Raw genomic sequence first — 19,361 nt, forward strand, 5'->3', positions numbered from 1 at the left:
GACGGCCGCCCGTTTGCTGTTTATTTTCTGTTCGTTCCGTTATATTCCCATCAACCGGGCGATGATCTCCTTCATGATCTCCGTGGCCCCGCCCGCAATGCTGACGGCACGCACATCCGTATACATCCGGGCCACCTGATATTCGCTCATGTATCCGTACCCGCCGAAAAGCTGCGTTCCCTGATACACGACCCGATTGACCATTTCACCGGATGCGGCCTTCGCCATCGATATCTCCCGGGTGACATCCTCGCCCCGTGAATAGGCATGTGCGCACTGATATACCAGCGCCCGGTTCAACTCGATTTCCGTCGCCATGTCAACAAGCTTATGCCGCACCGCCTGAAACTTCGACAGGGGCTTGCCGAATGCGGATCGCTCTTTGGTGTACTCGATGGTCTGTTCCAAAACGAGCTGCGCCGTTTCGACGGAGAGAGCTCCGATCACCAACCGCTCAAGCTGAAAGTTCTGCATGATGGCGTAAAATCCCGATCCCTCCTCGCCGAGCAGATTCTCCTTGGGGACGGTCACATCCTCGAAGAAAAGCTCCGCGGTGTCCGAGCAGTGGGCGCCGATCTTCTCAAGCTTGCTGGCGGTAAAACCGGGGGTTCCCTTCTCCACTATAATCAGGGAGATGCCTTTGAAGGGCGGCTCGGCCTTCGGGTCGGTCTTGACCGCCACCACCATTATGTCACCGTAATATCCGTTGGTGATAAATGTCTTCTGGCCGTTTATGACATAGCTGTCCCCCTTTTTTTCCGCCCTGGTCGAAATGGCCGCCACGTCCGACCCCGCCCCCGGCTCGGTGACGGCGATGGCGCACACCGCATCACCCGTGGTACAGGGAGTGAGCCATCGTTTTTTCTGCTCGTCTGTCCCCAGAAGGTTGATATACGCGGTTCCCATGTCGTTGTGTCCCGCCACGGCGACACCGAATCCGGATACACCGCACCGCGCCAACTCCTCGGCCATCACCACCCGAAACAGATGGTCCGCGCCCACGCCGCCGTACGCCGGATCGTAACAGAAACCGAGAAATCCCATTTTGCCCATTTCCTTCCAGATTGAACGGGGTATTTCCCGTTTGGCGTCCCATTCCTCGTAGTGGGGGGCCACCTTGTCGGCAAAAAACTTCCTGAGCTGATCGCGAAATTGATTGTGTTCGCTGGAAAAGATACCATACTCCATGTGATGCTCCCTGTACATGCGGTTCAGTGTTGTGTGATACGGCGAATCGTATACATCAGACCTTACGGTCGCGTCCCTCCCAGTACGCCGCCCGAAGCTCGTGCTTGAGGACCTTGCCCAGGGCGCTCCTGGGAAGCATGTCTACGAATTCGACGCTCTTTGGCTTCTTATAGCTTGCGATATTTTCCTTGCAGTGATCAATGACCATCTCCTCGGTCAGATTCGCATCCGGCATTTTCACGACGATCGCCTTGACCGCTTCCCCCCAAGCGTCGTCCGGCACGCCGATGACCGCAACCTCGTGGACTCCGTCCATCAGAAGAATCGCCTCCTCCACCTCCCGAGGATAGATGTTCTCCCCCCCGGAGATGATCATGTCTTTTTTCCTGTCGGCGATGTAGAGATACCCGTATTCATCGAAGTAGCCCATGTCTCCGGTATAATACCAGCCGTCCCGGATGGCCGCCTTCGTTTCCTCGGGCATCTTATGATACCCCTTCATGACGTTTTTACCGGTCCCGATGATCTCCCCGACGACTCCCGGCTCGCAGTCATTTCCCTCCGGGTCCACCACCCGCACCTCTACATTGATGACCGGCCTTCCCGCGGAGCCGAGACGCCGGACCAGGTGTTCCGGCCCGTCGAGGATATGGTCTTCGGGGAGCAGCATCGTTAACGTGGGGCTGGTCTCGGTCATGCCGAAGAACTGGAGAAAATCACACTGAAACTTTTTTAAAGACCGCTTGAGCAGCTCCACCGGCATGGGCGCGGTGGCATAAATAACCTGTGTGAGACTCTTAAGACTATACTTGTCGATATCCGGATGATCCAGGAGAAACTTGAAGATGACCGGGGTGAATCCCACAGCCGTTATCTTCTCCCGATCGATGAGAGCCAAGATCTCCGCCGGGTCGAAGCTGTGAACGAACGTCACCTTCCCACCTATCAGTACCAGGTTAATAAGCACGAATACGGCAACGTGAAAGATCGGCAGCAATCCCAGCACATTGATATCCCGGGTCATCTCCATCTCGATAAGCGTGGATATGGCGTTGGCGAACATGTTTTCGTGGGTCAGCATCACCCCCTTGGGCCGTCCCGTCGTCCCGCTGGTGTAGAGCTGCAGCACCACATCCTTCATGCTCACCGAAACCTCCGGCTCATCCGTGGGTTGCTCTACGATCAGCTTTTCGTAGTCTTCCATGTCCTCGCCCGCAGCGCCGTCTATGGCGATGAACGTCAGCTTCTTCTTGAGCTGTTCACGCATGGGTTCGAACAGGTGGGCAAATCGGTTTGAAAACAGGCATATCTTCGCCCCGGAGTCGTTCACCAGAAAGGCAAGTTCCTTCGCGGAGAGTCGCCAGTTCAGATTCGTGGATACGGCGCCGATTTTTGCGATGGCGAACACCGACTCGGCATAGTGGTTGGAATTGTGGCAGATTAACACCACACGATCCTGGGACTTCACTCCCAGTTTCAATAACGCGTGGGCCAGCCTGTTGACCCGCTCGTTGAACTCCCTGTAGGTCAGCCGGGTTTCCTCAAAGACCACCGCCTCCTTATCCGGGTACCAGCGCGCCGCCCGGGTCACCATGTCTCCAACACGCATAATTACGCCTCCGTTATGATACGTCACATAGAAATAGATATGTTGTCGTTCAGGAAAACACGCCCTTCAGGAACCGCTTCCAATCTATTTCGATCAACCCATATATGCTATGCTGTGAGTATCAGGGATGCGAGCAGCTCCTTTGCCCAGGTATGAAGAGCATGCATTCCCAAAGGGTGGGAGACACAGGTGTCCGGAATGCGGGATGTAACGCGTCAAAGGACAAAGTAGAAAGTATCGCTTTAAGCTTTAACAAAATCCGCATCACCTGTCAACCAATTTCCTACGAAATGTACATAAAGGGAAAAATATCGGAAACCGGTTGACAACAGAAGCCGCGACATGATAGGTGAAAAGGGCCATAAGCAGTGCGTTCAATAACCTACTTTTCGAGAGGATCATCATGTCAGACTGTCTGGTGCTCACCGACCGCGAAGGATCGACGAGAATCGTCACCATCAATCGGGACGAAAAACGAAACGCCCTCAATGAGCCGATGTTATACGCCCTGAAAGAGGCATTCGAAGAAATCGCCAGAGACACGGACGCCCGGTGCGTCATCGTCCGGGGTGCGGGAAAAGGATTCTGCGCCGGGATAGACTTCACATTCCTTGCCGGCCTGGGTCTGGCCGGCGGCACCGGCCCGTACGTCCGGGCAAAGATCGATGAGGGTCAGCGGATCATCAACCTCATCGCCGATTTTGAAAAACCGGTTATCTTCGCGCTCCATGAATTCTGCTATGGATTCGGACTGGAGCTGGCCCTGACAGGGGACTTCCGCATCGCCAGGAAGGGAACAAGCATCGGCATCCAGGAAACGTCCGTGGGCTTCGTGCCGGACATGGGGGGTGTCACCCGGCTTGTGGAGCTGGTGGGACCTACCCGGGCCAAGGAACTCATCTATACCGCACGAGTCGTCGACGCCGAGGCCGCCCTTACAATGGGCCTTGTCTCCTACGTGGTGCCCGACGAGATGGAGCGCTCCCTGGCCCTGGCGGACGAGATCGCAAAAAACGCCCCCCTTGCAGTGGGAATAGCAAAGACCCTCATCAATCGATACGGGAAAGAAGACAACCGTACCTATATGATGCTTGAGGCGTTGGCCCAAACGACCCTCATGCAAACAAAAGACGCCGGCGAGGGCGTCGCCGCGAAGATCGAACGGCGGCCGGCCCGGTTCATCGGATCGTAATCACGCGTCGTTTTCGTTTTTTACTTTGTTCGTGCCCGGGAAACCGGGCCGTCAATCAAACCGCATACCCTTGGGGATGATGGTGATGCCGGACGGGCGGGTGTCATACGGAGAGACACCCGTTATAATTTCAGGATCTATGATCGTCTCCGGGGGAATGATCACGTTCTTGTCGACGATGACCCGCTTCAGCCTCGCATCGGTGCCGACGGTCACGCGATCCATAATGATGGATTCCTCCACGATCGCCCCTTCCTTGATTGTGACGTTTCGGCCCACCACGGAGTTCGCCACCCGGGAGCCGGCGATAAAGCTCCCGCCGGCGATAATGCAGTTTTTCATCCCTTCACCCTGCATACCTGTGGAGACGATTTTGGCCGGCGGCGTGGGAGGCTCGTAGGTATAAATGGGCCAATCGCGATTCATAAGGGAAAACTCCGAATTGCGACTGATGAGGTCCATGTGCGCCTCCCAGTACGCCTCAACGGTCCCCACATCCCTCCAGTATCCGGGGGCGCCGTTCTTTTCGTCAATAAACGGATAGGCGAACACTTTTTTTTCGCCGATCATCGACGGAATAATATCCTTGCCGAAGTCATGACTGCTGTTTCTATCCTTGGCGTCATCGGTGACGCCGCGAACCAACACATCGGTATTGAAGACGTAAATGCCCATAGAGGCGAGGATCATATCCGGCTTCCCCGGTATGCTGTCGGGGTTTTTCGGTTTTTCCTGAAAACCTATGATGCGATAGTTCTTATCCACCACCATAACGCCGAACATCCGGGAGGTTTCCTTCGGCATCGGTATGGCCGCCACCGTCAGATCCGCCCCGGCAAGCTGATGAAAACCGATCATTCCCCGGTAATCCATGCTGTATACATGATCGCCCGAGAGAATAAGGGTGAGACGGGGCCGGGCCTGCTCCAGGGTATAGATGTTCTGATACACCGCGTCGGCGGTCCCCAGGTACCACTCTTCGCTGACCCGCTGCTGGGCGGGAATGATATACACATACTCATTCAACTCGTGGGAGAAGAAGTTCCACCCGAGTTGTATGTGCCGGTCCAGGGAAAAGGACTTGTACTGGGTGAGGATGACGATGTTGCGTACGCCGGAGTTGGCGCAGTTGGAGAGGGTAAAATCTATTATTCGATAACAACCGCCGAAGGGGACTCCAGGCTTGGCCCGATCCCGGGTAAGGGGATACAATCGCTCGCCCTTCCCTCCAGCAAGGACAACGGCCAACACATTCATAAGGTCGTCCCCTATTGGGCCTGTTTTTTATCTATCATTTCGGCGATGGTCTTCTTCAGCTCGCTCAGATCGGAGGATTTCACCAGGTAGGCATCGGCTCCCCAGCTTCTGAAGTCGTCCTTGTATGATGAATAGGCGGAATTGAGAATGACCGGGATATCCTTTCTCTGGGCGATTATCCTTCCCAACGCTTCGATGCCGTCCATTTCCGGCATACGGATATCCATAATGATGAGGTCGGGCGTATATGACTCCAGCCTCTCAATACATTCCTTGCCGTTCTGGACGATCTCCACATCATATCCCGCCTCGATCAGCTCCTCACGATAGAGCATCCCGATGTTTTTATCGTCGTCAACGATAAGCACCTTCGGCATATGGGCTCCTTCTGTTCGTCCAACATAACAGCGCTCTAAAGGGCATTGTAGCAACTCCCTATAAAGCTGTCAACTGATTACGAATGAATCGTTCCATCATAAACGAGATGCCTTTGACAGGGAAGCCGTGATGATGATACAATTTAAGCAAGCGTGAGTTTATACGGGAAGCGTCGACCACGCACAACGAACACCTCCCACATCACTGATCGGGCAAGAACGAAAACGATGAAACCCCATCGGATAAAGATCACCTATAAAACCTTCGACAAATTCAAATCCGAATACGATCGTCACCTCTCAACCGGGCGTCTGTTTGTCAAGGCCTCCCGTCCCCTCCCGGATGGAAGCCTTGTTGAAGTCGTCCTGACGATTCCGAACAGGGCCGATCCCCTCATCATCACGGGGAAGGTGTCCCGGGCGGTCTCGGAAGAGTCTTTTGAAAACGGCGCCTCCCGGGGGTTTTCCGTCGCTTTCACCGATTTTAACGACGCGAAAATGGAAATGGATCGTCTGATATCCGCGCCGCTTGCCGCCGAGAACACACCCGAGCCACCTGAAACCGAGACGACTCGGGACGATGATCAACAAGGCGACAGCGATCTCGAGGAAGATGACGATGATCATGAGCCGGAGATACTGGCCTCAAAAATCAGGGCCATGTCGGTAAAGGATAAGATGATTCTGGCTCCCAAGGCCAAAAAGAACGAGCGCGCCATACTGATACGGGACGGAAACTCCTCGGTTATGCGCATGATCATCAGAAACCCGCGCATCGGGGACAGCGAAATAGCCCGCATCGCCAGGGACGTCTCAACACCGGCGGATGTATTGGATAAAATCACGAAGAACAGGAAATGGATGCAGAACCAGGAGGTACGCCTGGCAATCGTCAAGAATCCCCGCACCCCCACCCCCCTGGCGCTGCGCCAGCTTCCCTTTTTGCCGCCGAAAGACATCTCCGCCCTGGCGAAAAGCCAGCACGTCAAGGACAGCATCAAGCGGGAGGCGTTGAAGCTGGTTCTCAAGCGTTTCGAACAAAAATAGGATACAGGTTATACCGATATGCCTCTCTTTGTGGTACAGAAACATCGGGGGACCAGACTTCACTATGATTTTCGTCTGGAAATGGACGGCGTTCTCAAATCCTGGGCCGTCCCCAAGGGACCCTCGATGAACCCGGCGGACAAGCGCCTCGCCGTGGCGGTCGACGATCACGACCTGGTCTACGCGGATTACGAGGGAGTCATTCCCCCGGACAGTTACGGCGCGGGGCCGGTTATGGTGTGGGACACCGGTCGGTACGAAGACCTGGCTCCGGGGGGGTACGAACGGGGCAAGATAGAGGTGTCGCTCTCGGGCGGGAAGCTCTCGGGCAAATTCGCCCTCATCAGGATGAAGGGAAGGGGAGAGGAAAACTGGCTGTTGATAAAAATGAAGGACGGTCTTGAGACGGAGGAAGATATCCTCGCCGCCGCCCCGGATTCGATCAAATCCGGTAAAACCCTCGAAGAAATCGCACAAGAAACTCCCACACCGCCGCCGTGCGCGGTAAGGGAGTGACCCACACGCCCACCACCCCCCTTCCCGGCGATCCTCAAGAGGCCCTCACCGCCGCCGGTGTTCTACCGTACGATCAGACCCGCATAGCCCACCACGCTGGAGTAATCCCCGGAGGTGTCGCCCGACGTCATGTAGTCGACGAGTTCTGCGTGTGCCGCCCCCAACGTTTGGGCGGCCCTCAGCATTGCCGTAACCGGTATGACCCCGCACATGGTAATCCCTTTTTCCTTCACGGTTCGAAAGACACCCTCGGGATCCAGGGCCAGCATCTGATCGATCACCTCCCGGTCCTTCGCCCGGGCGTCCTTATCCGGCTCGTAGTGTGTCATGTCGGAACTCGCCACCATCAGGACATCCTCCCCCACATCGTCGATCACCTCGGCCAGGGCGTCTCCCAGGGCCAGGCACAACTCCAGGTTCAATCCGCCCAGGGCGATGGGCAATAGCAGGATATCGGTACGAACCGCCTGAAGAAACGGCAACTGGACCTCCAGAGAATGTTCCAGGGTGTGGGCCCGGGAATCTTCCGTGGCGATATCCAACACCGTCGTCAGTTTCGCCGCCAGCTCACCGTCAAGGGATACATCGCCCAGGGGCGTTTCCCATGCCCCCTCGGACATCAGCGCAATCCTTCCCCCGACACCCCGATGATTCGGGCCCATCACCACCACCCGTCGAGGAACCTCCACCCTGCTGAACACCCGACCCGCCACCTTCCCGGAATAGACATACCCGGCGTGGGGGGATACCACACCGATCGACTTCACCCGGGGCGTTCCTTCATCAAAATAGGAGCGAACTTCGGCCTCAAGTCTCGAGCGGTTTCCGGGGTAGAACCGTCCCGCCACCGCGGGTTTTCTCACCATGTTACCCCTCCCGTGATCATATCGTCTCTATGATAGTCAATCACCCACTACTGTGCAAGACAAAAGAACTCACACTCCATCCCTCCGAAAGCTTTTCACTTGACTTGTAAATCGTAGCAAATGTATCATAAAATATCATAAATTTTAATACCTTCGACGCATGAAACACTCCACATACAATACCGCCGGATTTCTAATGGGGACGATCCTTTGTCTCTCTGTAACGATGTCCTGCGGCCTTCCCGGCGAGGAAGCGAATCCGAAAGCGTCCACGGTATTTTCCGAAGCGGAACGCCTTTTTGAAGAAGAAAACTATATCGAAGCCCGAGATCTCTTTGAGGAGACCCTCGCCCTCGATTCGAAACATTACGAGGCCATGGTCAGACTCGGGCAGATCAACTCATACATGGGAAATTATGATGAGGCGCTCGATTACTATAAAAAAGCCATCAAGATAGAGAAGGAATATATCCCGGCGTATTCGCACATGGGGGAGATATACATAATCCAAGAACAGTGGAACGAGGCCATCGGCTGTTACGAAAACATCCTCTCCTTCGACCAGCACAACTACGACGCCCTGGGGATGATCGGGGAGATCTACTACATCACAGGCGATATGGAAAAGGCTGAAAAGTACTTCAACAAGGCCATCAAGCTGAAATCAAATCATTATACTTCCTGCTATAATATGGGCAAAATTCGATTCAACAGCGAAGCATACGATGAAGCCTGTGATTATTTTCTGAGCGCGGTCAAATCAAAGCCCACAAGCTTTGATGCAAATTACAACCTCGCGCTCACCTATTTTCACCTGGAGAGGTATGATGAGGCCATCGGGTTTTTCAACCGCGCCATTAAAATAAATCCGGATCGGGTGGAGGCCTATTACGCAATGGCCAGGTCGATGCTTTTGATGGAGATATACGACGAGGCGGAGGCCTGGTACAACACCGCTCTGGAAATGGAGCCGGGACTCTACCAGGCGTACAACGACCTGGGCGTCATTCATATGGAGACCGGCATCTTCGACGAGGCGGAAGAAGATTTCAAGGACGCCCTGGAAATCAATTCCGATTATTTTGATCCCTACCTGAACCTCGGAAAGCTCTACCTGGATCAGGAAAAACCCTCATCGGCGGAAAGGATGCTCTCGAAGGCCGTCAGGCTGGATCCGGACAATACCGAGGTCCTGAAGCTTCTGGGTACGGCCCGCATCTTACAGGGGAAAACAGACAGTGCGGCATCGATACTGAAGAACGCCATCGAGGTCAGTCCCAACGATGCGGATCTCTACTATGCCCTGGCGGATATATACGGCGAGACCGGGAAATACATCGAAGCCATTGATATGTATGAAGAATGCCTGAAACTGGATGAAAACTACGCCCTGGCCTACGTGGGCATCGGTGACACGTATCTTGCCATGGAAGACATAGACGAGGCGGAAGGGGCGTATTTCAAGGCGATAGAGATCGATCCGGGACTGTTTGAAGCCTACATCAGCATGGGAAACATGTACAAGGAGCTGGGAGATTATGCCATGGCCCGGGAGGCCTTCCTGAACGTCGTGGACATTAAGCCCGATTTGTACGAAGTGTATATCGATATCGCCGAAATTAACCTGGAATCCGGAGACGACGAACAGCTGGGTGAGGCGCTTGACATGGTCAACACCGCCCTGAAGGCATACAGCGGCAACAGCAGGGGCCACGAGGTCAGGGGAAAAATTTACCTCGCCATGGGCAAAACGACGGAGGGGAAGGCGGAACTGAAAAAGGCCCTGAAATACGATCCCGAAAACGAGTCGGCGAAAAAAATGTTGGACTCTCTGACGAAACCGACACCGGCGGACGATACGGAATCCACCGAAAAGAATTCATCATCGCCTCCCGACACCGAAGGCGACGCTCCGGAGGAGACGACGGACGCCGCGGCGGAGGTGGATTGAGACGTCGCTCTTGGAGATATGTCGTCAACACGGCGATATGACCATACGATAGATATTTTGGAAATATACGGGAGATACACGATGAAAGCTTCTCGCACATACACACTGCTTATAGTGGCGGTGCTTTTATTGACCCTCACGGCATGCGCACCCTCGATGATACCGGCGTCCACGCCGGGGGCCGTCCTCAACGTGGACGACAAAACCGCCTCCATAACACAAGACGGGATCACCATCACCGTCGTCAGCGATGCATGGCGGTACGAACCGGCGGATGTCAAGTACCTGTTTACGCCGCTGTATGTACAGGTTCAAAACAACACCGACGAAGAGATCCTCATCAGCCGGGCCACGACGCTGCTCTTCGATGAGTACAACACCCAGTATGGCGCACTGACGCCGGAAGAAGTGGATCGGGCGGTCACCCCCCTGTACGAATATCCTCCGGTCGTCTTCTGGGGTGGGGCGGGATATTACTGGGGGTGGGACGACTGGGCGTGGGGCTTGAGCTCCGGCTATCCCTATTATATTTACCCCCACGACTATTACACCTCTCGGGTGATTCCCAAGTCCTTTCGGTACGGACTTGTTGCACCGGGAGCACGGGTGATGGGATTCGTCTACTTCCAGGAGCCGGATCCGATCGCCCAGCGCCTGACGGTATCGATCACGCCGGAATTTTCAGACGGCACACGAAGCGAGTTCCGGTTTAACTTCATCATCATGAGATAGCGCTCCGACCGCCGCACGTATAGACGCGTTTCACCGCGGGGATCGCCGTTACGCGGCATCCCCGCCGTTTTTTCATTTTCAAGAGCTGAGGAAACCTCCTCAAGGCGTAATACAGGAAACATTCCCATGAAGATGGCACCCGCATGCAGAACCTGCATTCTCGAACAGGCGGTCACCGCCGCGAAGATATCCGGCGCCACAGACGCCCTCCTCTCACGCATCCTGACCCGATCACGTGAAATACTGGACACAGCAGGGGACGGCGCCACCGCCCCGGAAGTCGCCGCCGATATCCATCGGACGATTATGGAACTCACCGGGAATCCGGACCCGTACCGCTCACGAAAAAGAAAGAGCACGAAAGAGGCGCTGGCCGTTCTACCCCAAATTCAGGAGATGGTTCGAAAGAGCCCCGACCCCCTCAGGCTGTCTCTCCTGTCCGCAGCGGCGGGAAACATCATCGATTTCGGCGTTCCCTCGCTTGTCGTCTCTCCCTGGGCGATTCTCGAAGAGATCGACGATCTCAGGTTTCATCACGACGACCTCCCGCTGCTGGAAGAAGAGCTCCGGTCCGCCCGAACGATACTCTACCTCGCGGACAACGCCGGCGAGCTGGTCTTCGACCGACTCTTTTTCGACTACGCCACAGCCCACCTCCCCGCCCGGATCACCCTCGCCGTGCGTGGCGGCCCCATCATCAACGACGCGACCAAAAAGGACGCCCTGGAATCAAAGGTCGACGATCACATCAACCTGATCGATACCGGCGCCTCTGTTCCGGGGGCGCTTCTCAGTCGTGCGTCCGATGAGTTTTTGGAGATATTTCACGAAAGCGATGTGGTTATTTCCAAGGGTCAGGGTAATTTCGAGGTGCTGGAGGGCGTGGGGCGTACCCTCTATTTCATCTTCAAAGCAAAGTGTGACGTTGTTTCCGATTATCTGAAGGTCCCCAAAGGCTCGTTGATGCTGTTACAAAACCGGCCGGGGTCCTGATACACATCACCCAACGATACGCGCGAAGCCGTTTCCCGTTGACAAGCGGAACAAGTCATACTATGGTACGTCCATCCTGCAAAAAAATACGGACACACGTGAAAATCGAGAGGTACATGATATGTTTCATATTCTGTCCGATGCGGACATAAAGGAAGGGGCGGTCACCGATATCTACTTTGTCAGAACGAAGGAGATACTTTCGGGCCTCGGCATCACCAGAAACGTCGTCGCCGAGACCTATATCAGAAAGTTGCCGGAAGGGTGGCCCTGGGCGGTCTTCTGCGGCCTGGAGGAGGTCCTGACTCTGCTTTCCGGTCATGACGTGACGGTGAGGAGTTTGCCCGAGGGAACGATCTTCCGCGCCGGGGAGCCGGTTCTGGAAATAGAGGGCGAATATACCGACTTCGGCATCCACGAAACGGCGATACTGGGATGCCTGTGCCAGGCATCCGGAATCGCCACCAAGGCCGCCCGGTGCCGCGTCGCCGCGGGCGAGAAACCCCTCATATCCTTCGGCGCGCGGAGGATGCACCCGGCCATCGCCCCGATGATCGACCGTTCGGCCTTCATCGGGGGGTGCGACGGCGTCAGCTCCGTCGCCAGCGCCAAACAGCTCGGCGAGGAGCCCATAGGCACCATGCCCCACGCCCTGATATTGATCCTGGGCAATACGGTTGAGGCGGCACAGACCTTTGACCGATTCATCGAGAAGGAGGTCAACCGCATCGTCCTCATCGACACCTTCAACGACGAGAAATTCGAGGCCGTCAACGTGGCGGAGGCCCTGGGCGATCGACTCTTCGGCGTCCGGCTGGACACTCCCGGCTCCCGCCGGGGCGATTTTGTGGAAATCCTCAAGGAGGTGCGCTGGGAACTGAACCTGAAGGGACACTCCCATGTCAAGCTCCTCACCAGCGGCGGCCTGAACGAATACTCCATCCAGGAACTCCTCCCCTTCTGCGACGCCTTCGGCGTGGGGACCTCTATCTCGAGTGCGGTAACCGTGGATTTTTCCTTCGATATCGTCGAGATAGAGGGAGAATCCGTGGGGAAACGGGGCAAAAAATCCGGCAGGAAGGATCTCTTTCGCTGCAACGGATGCGGGTCATCCCTGGTAACGGCGTACGGGGAAAAGCCGAAACGCTGCACATGCGGCGGCACATACATGCCGATGTTGAAAACCTATAAGCCCGCACGAGACCTCACAAACCTTCCGACACCCCGGGAGATACGGACTCGGGTCCTGGAGCAGCTCAAGCACTTCACGCCCGACGACCTGACCGCCTGACATCCACAGATAAAAAAAGGCTGCCCGCTTTCACGGCGGGCGGCCCGTAAATATCACTCCTTACCCCGAGCTCTCAATCGACGACCACCGTTTTTTTGGGAGGAATGTCCCCGTCCTTTTTAATCGGCACATAATAGGTTTTCACCCAATCGATCTCCCGCTTCTTGTCCTCTTCCGTCCACCCCAGGCTCTCCCCCATCAGGTCCGCGACCCTCTTGAGGGACGCCTCCGACAGCAGCCCGAAATATCCCGCGTTGGTTCGGCGAAACAACACGTCGTCCATATGGAGGGCCATCTCTTCTTTCACGGCATAGGCCACCTGGGCAAGGATGTCCGGAGCGCCCTCTGCGATTCGCTCCTTCAGGGCCGGGTTCTTCTCGGCCAGCGACATGACCCGCCCATGCTCGGTGCCGTACATGAGGATCAGGTTCTCGACGATGTCTTTCGAATACTCGGGCGAGTGTTTTGCCAGCTCCTTTTCCACATATCGCCGAAAGGGGCCGGTTGCCCCGCCGTATGTGTGTGTCGTGTCGGTCTGACATTCCGGAGAGGGTTTTCCAATTTTATTGTAGACCATATCCACCACCTGCCGTGCCAAGTTCCGGGACGTGGTATACTTCCCCCCGATCACGGTGATGAACCCGTCGATATCGTCGTCCTTCGTGTGATCGTAGATCTCATATTTTCTGGACGCGTCGTACACGTCCACATCGGTGTCCTTTTCCACGATGGGCCGAAGTCCCCCGTAAAAATAGAGCACATCTTCCCTTGTGAGCTTCGCCCCGGGGAAATTATCGTTGGTATCCTCCACCAGTCCCATGATGTCGTCTTCGGATACCTTAAAATTGTCGGGGCTTCCCTCGTACACCCGGTCGGTGGTGCCGATGAGGGAGTATCCCTTCCACGGGATGATGAAGAAATGCCGACCCGTCTTCGTCCTCAGAACGATAGCATAATCCTTTGTGATCTGCCGGGTAACCAGGTGAATTCCCTTCGATCGAATCAGCTTGTGGTCCACCGCCTTATCGTGGAGCATCCCCAGCGTGATGTCCCCCCAGGGCCCAGTCACGTTGGTGGTGACCTTTCCCCGTATCTCATACACCGATCCGTCCTGAAAGTCTTTCACCTTCACGCCGGCCACTCGGCGGCCGTCCTTCAAAAAATCAACCACCTCTGCATAATTCGCCACGTCCGCCCGGTAGTCCGCTGAGGACATGATGAACTCGAGCACGTGACGCTCCGGGGTGTGCATCTGGCAATCGTAATACAGGGCGCCGCCGCTCAGGTTCTCTTCGTGAATTCCCGGAAACAAATGAAGCATATCCTCTGTGGAGAGAATCTTGTGGTTGTCGATCCGTTTGTCCATATCCTCCAGGTCGGATTTATCGTAGGCCAGAAGGTCATACACCGTCAGGGCGGCCTGAATGGGGAGCCTCCCGTCAATACCGTGTCCGTAGAGTGGCAGGACAAAGGGGAAAGGATAGACGAACTGAGGAGTGATTATCTCCAGGATGCGTCTTTCGCTCAGAGACTCCCGCACGAGACCGATCTCAAAGTTTTTCAGGTATCGAAGTCCTCCGTGAATGAGCTTCGACGTCGCCGCACTGGTGGCATTGGAGAAGTCGTCTTTGTCGACCAGTGCGACGGAGATACCCCTCAGGCTGGCATCCCAGGCAACCGATGCGCCGGTAATGCCGGCCCCCACGACAATCAGGTCGTATTCTCTTTTCGTCATTCCGGGAAGGTTACGTTTCATTTTACTCCTCCGCTGGTGTGCTCTCACGCGCTCCCGCGATCGGCCTGATAACCACCACCCCGTCCCGGGAGACGGCTTCAAGATCGGAGAGCTGCAGGATGATATATATGGCCTGATCCACGGGAACGTCGATCAGGTTAAGGGTCAACACGCCGTTCACGCTGCCGTCGATCACGATATTCTGGTCAGACGCCTCCGCCAGCATCAGCAGCACATCAACTACATCGGCCTCTACGATATTGATGTCGACATGTCTTCCGTGATAGACGACCCCCTCCTGGGCATATGTGCATAGACACACAAAAAGCAAAAGCGGGATGATACATGACCCGAACATCTTTGAAAAACGCCTGTTCATCCACCGTCTCCCTTATAAAATATTGTACTCCCGGAATAGTAGTTTTTCAATGACAAACGAACAGGTTTTTCCGGGGTGTTTTCGCCACATAAACCCTGTTTTGACCGCTGTGTAAAACGAACGGGATACGTGTTCGCCGCCGCATAATCCCTTTCGAATGTCCATATATGTCTTTTCGGGGTACCGTGTGTATTTCCTGTTTCATCATTTTTTAATATTATTGTTGAAAGGCGTTTCGATTTCGGCTATAATATCGCATTTAGTGTGATCACTGTTGAACACAACGGATAACGCATGAAAGGAGGACACGAAAGATGGCATACAAAATAACCGACGATTGCATTATGTGTGGTTCCTGTGAACCGGAATGCCCCGTTGAGGCCATCAGCGAAGGCGACGACAAATACGTTATCGACGCAAGTATCTGCACCGAATGCGGATCGTGCGCCGACGTGTGCCCCGTCGACGCCTGTGTGCCCATTGAAGAGAAATAATCCGTACACGGCCGGATGCATCCATCCGGCCGAACCTTCTTTTGACAATACAATGAAGTGTTTAGATATGACGACGATAACAGATATATACGCAAGAGAGATTTTGGACTCCCGGGGAAATCCGACGTTGGAAGTGGACGTGGTCCTGGAATCGGGAGTACTGGGTCGGGCGTCTGTCCCCTCCGGCGCCTCTACCGGTGAGCACGAAGCCGTGGAGCTGAGAGACGGCGACAAGAAACGCTACCTCGGCAAGGGTGTGCTCACTGCTCGAGACAACGTCACCAACATCATCGCACCGGAGATTATCGGTTTTGACGCCACCGATCAGATACTGATCGACGAGACCATGATCGCCCTGGACGGCACGGAGAACAAATCAAAGTTGGGGGCAAACGCCGTCATGGGGGTTTCCGTGGCTGTGGCCAAGGCATCCGCCGAGGAGCTGGCGCTGCCGCTCTATCAATACCTGGGCGGCGTGAGCGCCAGGCTTCTGCCGGTGCCGATGTTGAACATCTTAAACGGCGGACAGCATGCCGACAACAACGTGGATATCCAGGAGTTCATGATCCTTCCTCACGGTGCCGATTCCTTTGCACAATCCATACGCATGGGTGCGGAGGTCTTTCACAGCCTCAAGTCGGTTCTCAAAGACAAGGGCTACAACACCGCAGTGGGAGACGAGGGCGGCTTCGCCCCGAACCTCACCTCCAACCGCGAGGCACTGGATCTTATCGTGACCGCCATCGAGCGGGCGGGATACAAACCGGGAGACGAGGTCTCCATCACCCTGGACGCCGCCGCCAGCTCGTTTTTCAAAGACGGCTCGTATGTTCTGGAGGCGGAGGGGAAGACCCTCGACTCCTCATCCCTCATAGACTACTACGAAACGCTGATCGGCGCCTATCCGATCATCTCCATCGAGGACGGGCTCGATGAAAACGACTGGGACGGATTCGTGGAGATGACAAAACGCCTGGGAGACAGAATTCAGATCGTCGGCGATGACCTCTTCGTAACCAATACCAAACGTTTGAAAAGGGGCATCGAGATGAAGGCGTCCAATTCGATTCTCATCAAGGTCAACCAGATCGGCAGCCTGACGGAGACCTTCGCCGCCATGGAAATGGCCCGTGCGGCCGGATTCACCAGCGTCGTATCCCACAGGTCCGGAGAAACCGAGGACACCACCATCGCAGATCTCACGGTGGCCGCAAACACCGGCCTGATTAAGACCGGCTCGGCGTCCCGGACCGATCGTGTCTCAAAATACAACCAGCTTCTTCGTATCGAGGAGACCCTGGGCGCCTCGGCGCAGTTTATCGGCAAAGATGTCTTCTTCAACTTGAAATAGCAGCACCCGTGTAACCATGACTGAAACACACGACCTGACACAATTCAAATTCAAGGCATCGACCAAGGTCAGGATGTCTCATACGGACATCGCCGGAATCGCGAACAACATTTACTTTTTCAGCTATATAGAAATCGGGAGATTCGACTATTTCACGAATATCGGCATGAGCTACACCGATCTTACGAAGTTCGGTGCCGCATCCGCCCTGGTGGACGCATCATGCCGATTTTTCTCCCCCCTTTACTTCGACGACGTCATCGACGTCTACACCCGGGTAAACCGCCTGGGCCGCTCAAGCTTCGAGATGGATTACCTGATCGTCGTACCCGAGAGAGACGTGGTGTCCGCCCGGGGGAAAACCGTTACCGTATTCTTCGACCCGAAGACGAGCAAATCAATTCCAATGCCCGAAGACTTCAGACGGGCGATCGTCGATTTCGAGGGAGAACAAAACATCGAGATGAAAAAGTAACCCTCTTTCCACCGGGGATGACAACACACCATGTGGATATACAAGATCATCATCGTCAATGACCGCCTGACAGACAACATCGAGGAATATATCGGTCAGGGCTGGAAGGTGACGGCTGTCAACTTTATCCCCAGCGGCTCAAGCCTCCATTACGGCCCGTATTTTCGCATGGGCCTTGATCTGTCGGATTCTCAGTAAAGAACAAACCCAAACACCTGGATCACCATGAAGGCAGACCGTACCGACAAAATCAATCCCTTCATCGTCATGGACGTCTTGGAACGCTGCAAGGAACTTGAGCGAACAGGCGTCGAGGTCATACACCTGGAGGTGGGGGAGCCGGACTTCGAAACGCCGTCCGTCATCAATGAGGCCGGCATGGACGCCCTGCGGGAGGGGAAGACCCAATATACCCACAGCCTGGGAATCCTGGAGCTGAGGGAGGCGATCGCGGACGACTACCGGAAGAGATACGGGGTGGACGTCTCACCGGATCAGATTATCATCACCAGCGGCACCTCTCCCGCCATGCTCCTTACCTTCTCGGCACTTCTGAATCCGGGGGAAAAGGTCATCCTTTCGGATCCCGGCTACGCGTGTTATCCCAATTTCATTAATTTCGTGGACGGTATCCCGGATTTCGTCGCCGTCAACGAAGATGAGGGATTCCAGTTCGACCCCGAGCGGGTGGCTGATCGGATCGACACGAAGACCAAGGCCATCCTCATCAATTCCCCCTCGAACCCCACCGGGAACCTCCTGTCTCCCGATCGGATGAAGCGACTGGCACAGCTTTCTCCGTTTATCATTTCCGATGAAATATATCACGGGCTGGTGTACGGGGAGAAGGAGCATTCCATTTTTGAGTTCACCGACCGCGCCTTCGTCCTCAACGGCTTTTCAAAGCGGTACGCCATGACCGGATGGCGTCTGGGATACGTCATCGCACCGCGGGAATTCATCCGCCCCATGCAGAAGATGCAGCAGAATTTCTTTATATCGGCGGGAGATTTCGTCCAGTGGGCGGGGGTCGCCGCCCTGACCCGGGCGGAAGACGACGTGATCAGGATGAGAGACACCTACAACGAACGCCGCACATATATCATCCCCAAGCTCAGGGAGATGGGATTCGGCATCACGACCGACCCCCAGGGCGCGTTCTACGTCCTGGCGAACGCGAAGCGCTTTTCGGAGGATTCATATAAATTCGCCTTCGAGATCCTCGAGGGGTCGCATGTGGGGGTGACCCCCGGCATAGACTTCGGGAAAAACGCCGAAGGATACATCCGCTTTTGCTACGCGAATTCCCTGGAAAACATCGTTCTCGCCATGGACCGCCTCCGGTCGTTTCTGGACACCTACCCCGCCGGCTGAGCGCCTCCGGAATCCTCCACCGGGAAGAACCGGTTTTCGAGCCCGAGCGCCCGCTGTCCGTATCGATTCAGGGAAACGACGGCGATGCCGTTTACCATTCCGGTTATCACCGCGAATAGAAGAAACACCGGCAGAATCATGAAGATCTCCGGGTGTTGGATGAAGATCAAAAACGCCACAACGACCTGCACCAGGCTGTTTATCCACGCGCCGCACACGCTGATCCCCACAAGCCCCAGACCCCGTCCCCTTAGCCCATAGACGATCACGACCATGACGGCGATGGCCACGCACCCGCCGGAGATGCCGATGATGAACGTGGGAGAGAAGAGCTTTCCCACGAGCAGCGCACCCAACACGGAACGGACAAAGAAGATCCCGTATGTAACCCAGACGCCGTAAAAGACAAGGGTAAACAACGAGATGATGTGAGAGAAGCCGTAACGCAGCCAGGGCGAGGGGGTGGGGATCATCGATTCGACGATGTAGATGACGACGGCGATCCCGGCCAACAGTGAGATCATAACCGTTTTT

At 55.3% G+C, this 19,361-nt stretch carries 20 protein-coding genes; 12 read left to right on the forward strand and 8 right to left on the reverse strand.

Going from position 1 to position 19,361, the window contains the following annotated elements:
* Positions 1–39: 39 nt before the first annotated feature.
* Both JW885_01650 and JW885_01655 read right to left on the reverse strand, forming a co-directional pair.
* Positions 40–1,188: an acyl-CoA dehydrogenase family protein gene (locus JW885_01650; GenBank protein MBN1880852.1), complete on the reverse strand. Its 1,149-nt coding sequence runs from the start codon at positions 1,186–1,188 to the stop codon at positions 40–42.
* 55 nt (positions 1,189–1,243) lie between these two features.
* A complete protein-coding gene (locus JW885_01655) occupies positions 1,244–2,797 on the reverse strand; it encodes a long-chain-fatty-acid--CoA ligase (GenBank protein ID MBN1880853.1) in 1,554 nt (517 codons plus the stop codon).
* Positions 2,798–3,200: 403 nt separating this feature from the next.
* On the opposite strand from JW885_01655, the gene JW885_01660 reads away from it, so the two are divergent.
* A complete protein-coding gene (locus JW885_01660) occupies positions 3,201–3,989 on the forward strand; it encodes an enoyl-CoA hydratase/isomerase family protein (GenBank protein ID MBN1880854.1) in 789 nt (262 codons plus the stop codon).
* Between the two features lie 51 nt (positions 3,990–4,040).
* On the opposite strand, the gene glgC is transcribed toward JW885_01660, so the two are convergent.
* Together glgC and JW885_01670 are read right to left on the reverse strand one after the other, a co-directional pair.
* Positions 4,041–5,246, reverse strand: a complete 1,206-nt coding sequence (gene glgC, locus JW885_01665) for a glucose-1-phosphate adenylyltransferase (GenBank protein ID MBN1880855.1) — start codon at positions 5,244–5,246, stop codon at positions 4,041–4,043.
* Between the two features lie 11 nt (positions 5,247–5,257).
* A complete protein-coding gene (locus JW885_01670; protein MBN1880856.1) occupies positions 5,258–5,623 on the reverse strand; it encodes a response regulator in 366 nt (121 codons plus the stop codon).
* A 228-nt stretch (positions 5,624–5,851) separates the two neighbouring features.
* On the opposite strand from JW885_01670, the gene JW885_01675 reads away from it, so the two are divergent.
* Together JW885_01675 and JW885_01680 are read left to right on the forward strand one after the other, a co-directional pair.
* A complete protein-coding gene (locus JW885_01675; GenBank protein ID MBN1880857.1) occupies positions 5,852–6,670 on the forward strand; it encodes a hypothetical protein in 819 nt (272 codons plus the stop codon).
* An 18-nt stretch (positions 6,671–6,688) separates the two neighbouring features.
* Complete coding sequence (locus JW885_01680; GenBank protein MBN1880858.1) at positions 6,689–7,186, forward strand: DNA ligase; 498 nt, start codon at positions 6,689–6,691, stop codon at positions 7,184–7,186.
* 62 nt (positions 7,187–7,248) lie between these two features.
* Here JW885_01680 and amrB read toward each other — a convergent pair whose 3' ends face one another.
* Positions 7,249–8,052, reverse strand: coding sequence for an AmmeMemoRadiSam system protein B (amrB, locus tag JW885_01685; GenBank protein MBN1880859.1), 804 nt, complete (start codon positions 8,050–8,052; stop codon positions 7,249–7,251).
* Positions 8,053–8,212: 160 nt separating this feature from the next.
* On the opposite strand from amrB, the gene JW885_01690 reads away from it, so the two are divergent.
* From JW885_01690 to JW885_01705, 4 genes are all read left to right on the forward strand, one after another.
* Complete coding sequence (locus tag JW885_01690) at positions 8,213–10,003, forward strand: tetratricopeptide repeat protein (GenBank protein MBN1880860.1); 1,791 nt, start codon at positions 8,213–8,215, stop codon at positions 10,001–10,003.
* Between the two features lie 81 nt (positions 10,004–10,084).
* Positions 10,085–10,735, forward strand: coding sequence for a hypothetical protein (locus JW885_01695; protein MBN1880861.1), 651 nt, complete (start codon positions 10,085–10,087; stop codon positions 10,733–10,735).
* 126 nt (positions 10,736–10,861) lie between these two features.
* Positions 10,862–11,728, forward strand: coding sequence for a DUF89 family protein (locus tag JW885_01700; protein ID MBN1880862.1), 867 nt, complete (start codon positions 10,862–10,864; stop codon positions 11,726–11,728).
* 121 nt (positions 11,729–11,849) lie between these two features.
* Entirely contained in the window at positions 11,850–13,019 is a 1,170-nt protein-coding gene (locus tag JW885_01705) for a nicotinate phosphoribosyltransferase (GenBank protein ID MBN1880863.1), read from the forward strand.
* Positions 13,020–13,092: 73 nt separating this feature from the next.
* Here JW885_01705 and JW885_01710 read toward each other — a convergent pair whose 3' ends face one another.
* Both JW885_01710 and JW885_01715 read right to left on the reverse strand, forming a co-directional pair.
* The gene (locus tag JW885_01710; GenBank protein ID MBN1880864.1) at positions 13,093–14,775 is read right to left on the reverse strand and encodes a glycerol-3-phosphate dehydrogenase/oxidase; all 1,683 of its coding nucleotides are present in this window, start codon (positions 14,773–14,775) and stop codon (positions 13,093–13,095) included.
* A gap of 1 nt (position 14,776) precedes the next feature.
* Positions 14,777–15,133, reverse strand: a complete 357-nt coding sequence (locus JW885_01715; GenBank protein MBN1880865.1) for a hypothetical protein — start codon at positions 15,131–15,133, stop codon at positions 14,777–14,779.
* Between the two features lie 314 nt (positions 15,134–15,447).
* On the opposite strand from JW885_01715, the gene JW885_01720 reads away from it, so the two are divergent.
* From JW885_01720 to JW885_01740, 5 genes are all read left to right on the forward strand, one after another.
* Complete coding sequence (locus tag JW885_01720; GenBank protein MBN1880866.1) at positions 15,448–15,627, forward strand: 4Fe-4S binding protein; 180 nt, start codon at positions 15,448–15,450, stop codon at positions 15,625–15,627.
* Positions 15,628–15,694: 67 nt separating this feature from the next.
* Positions 15,695–16,978, forward strand: coding sequence for a phosphopyruvate hydratase (gene eno, locus JW885_01725; GenBank protein MBN1880867.1), 1,284 nt, complete (start codon positions 15,695–15,697; stop codon positions 16,976–16,978).
* 16 nt (positions 16,979–16,994) lie between these two features.
* Positions 16,995–17,453 carry an acyl-CoA thioesterase gene (locus tag JW885_01730; protein ID MBN1880868.1) on the forward strand — a complete coding sequence of 153 codons (459 nt, stop codon included), beginning with the start codon at positions 16,995–16,997 and terminating at the stop codon, positions 17,451–17,453.
* Between the two features lie 30 nt (positions 17,454–17,483).
* Positions 17,484–17,651, forward strand: a complete 168-nt coding sequence (locus tag JW885_01735; protein MBN1880869.1) for a hypothetical protein — start codon at positions 17,484–17,486, stop codon at positions 17,649–17,651.
* A gap of 27 nt (positions 17,652–17,678) precedes the next feature.
* Positions 17,679–18,827, forward strand: a complete 1,149-nt coding sequence (locus tag JW885_01740) for a pyridoxal phosphate-dependent aminotransferase (protein MBN1880870.1) — start codon at positions 17,679–17,681, stop codon at positions 18,825–18,827.
* Here JW885_01740 and JW885_01745 read toward each other — a convergent pair.
* On the reverse strand, positions 18,812–19,351 hold the full coding sequence (locus JW885_01745; protein MBN1880871.1) for a Gx transporter family protein: 540 nt from the start codon (positions 19,349–19,351) through the stop codon (positions 18,812–18,814). The genes JW885_01740 and JW885_01745 overlap by 16 nt on opposite strands.
* Between the last annotated feature and the right edge of the window lie 10 nt (positions 19,352–19,361).

The organism is Candidatus Zymogenaceae bacterium (assembly GCA_016931225.1).
In the GTDB taxonomy this organism is placed as follows: domain Bacteria; phylum Desulfobacterota; class Zymogenia; order Zymogenales; family Zymogenaceae; genus JAFGFE01.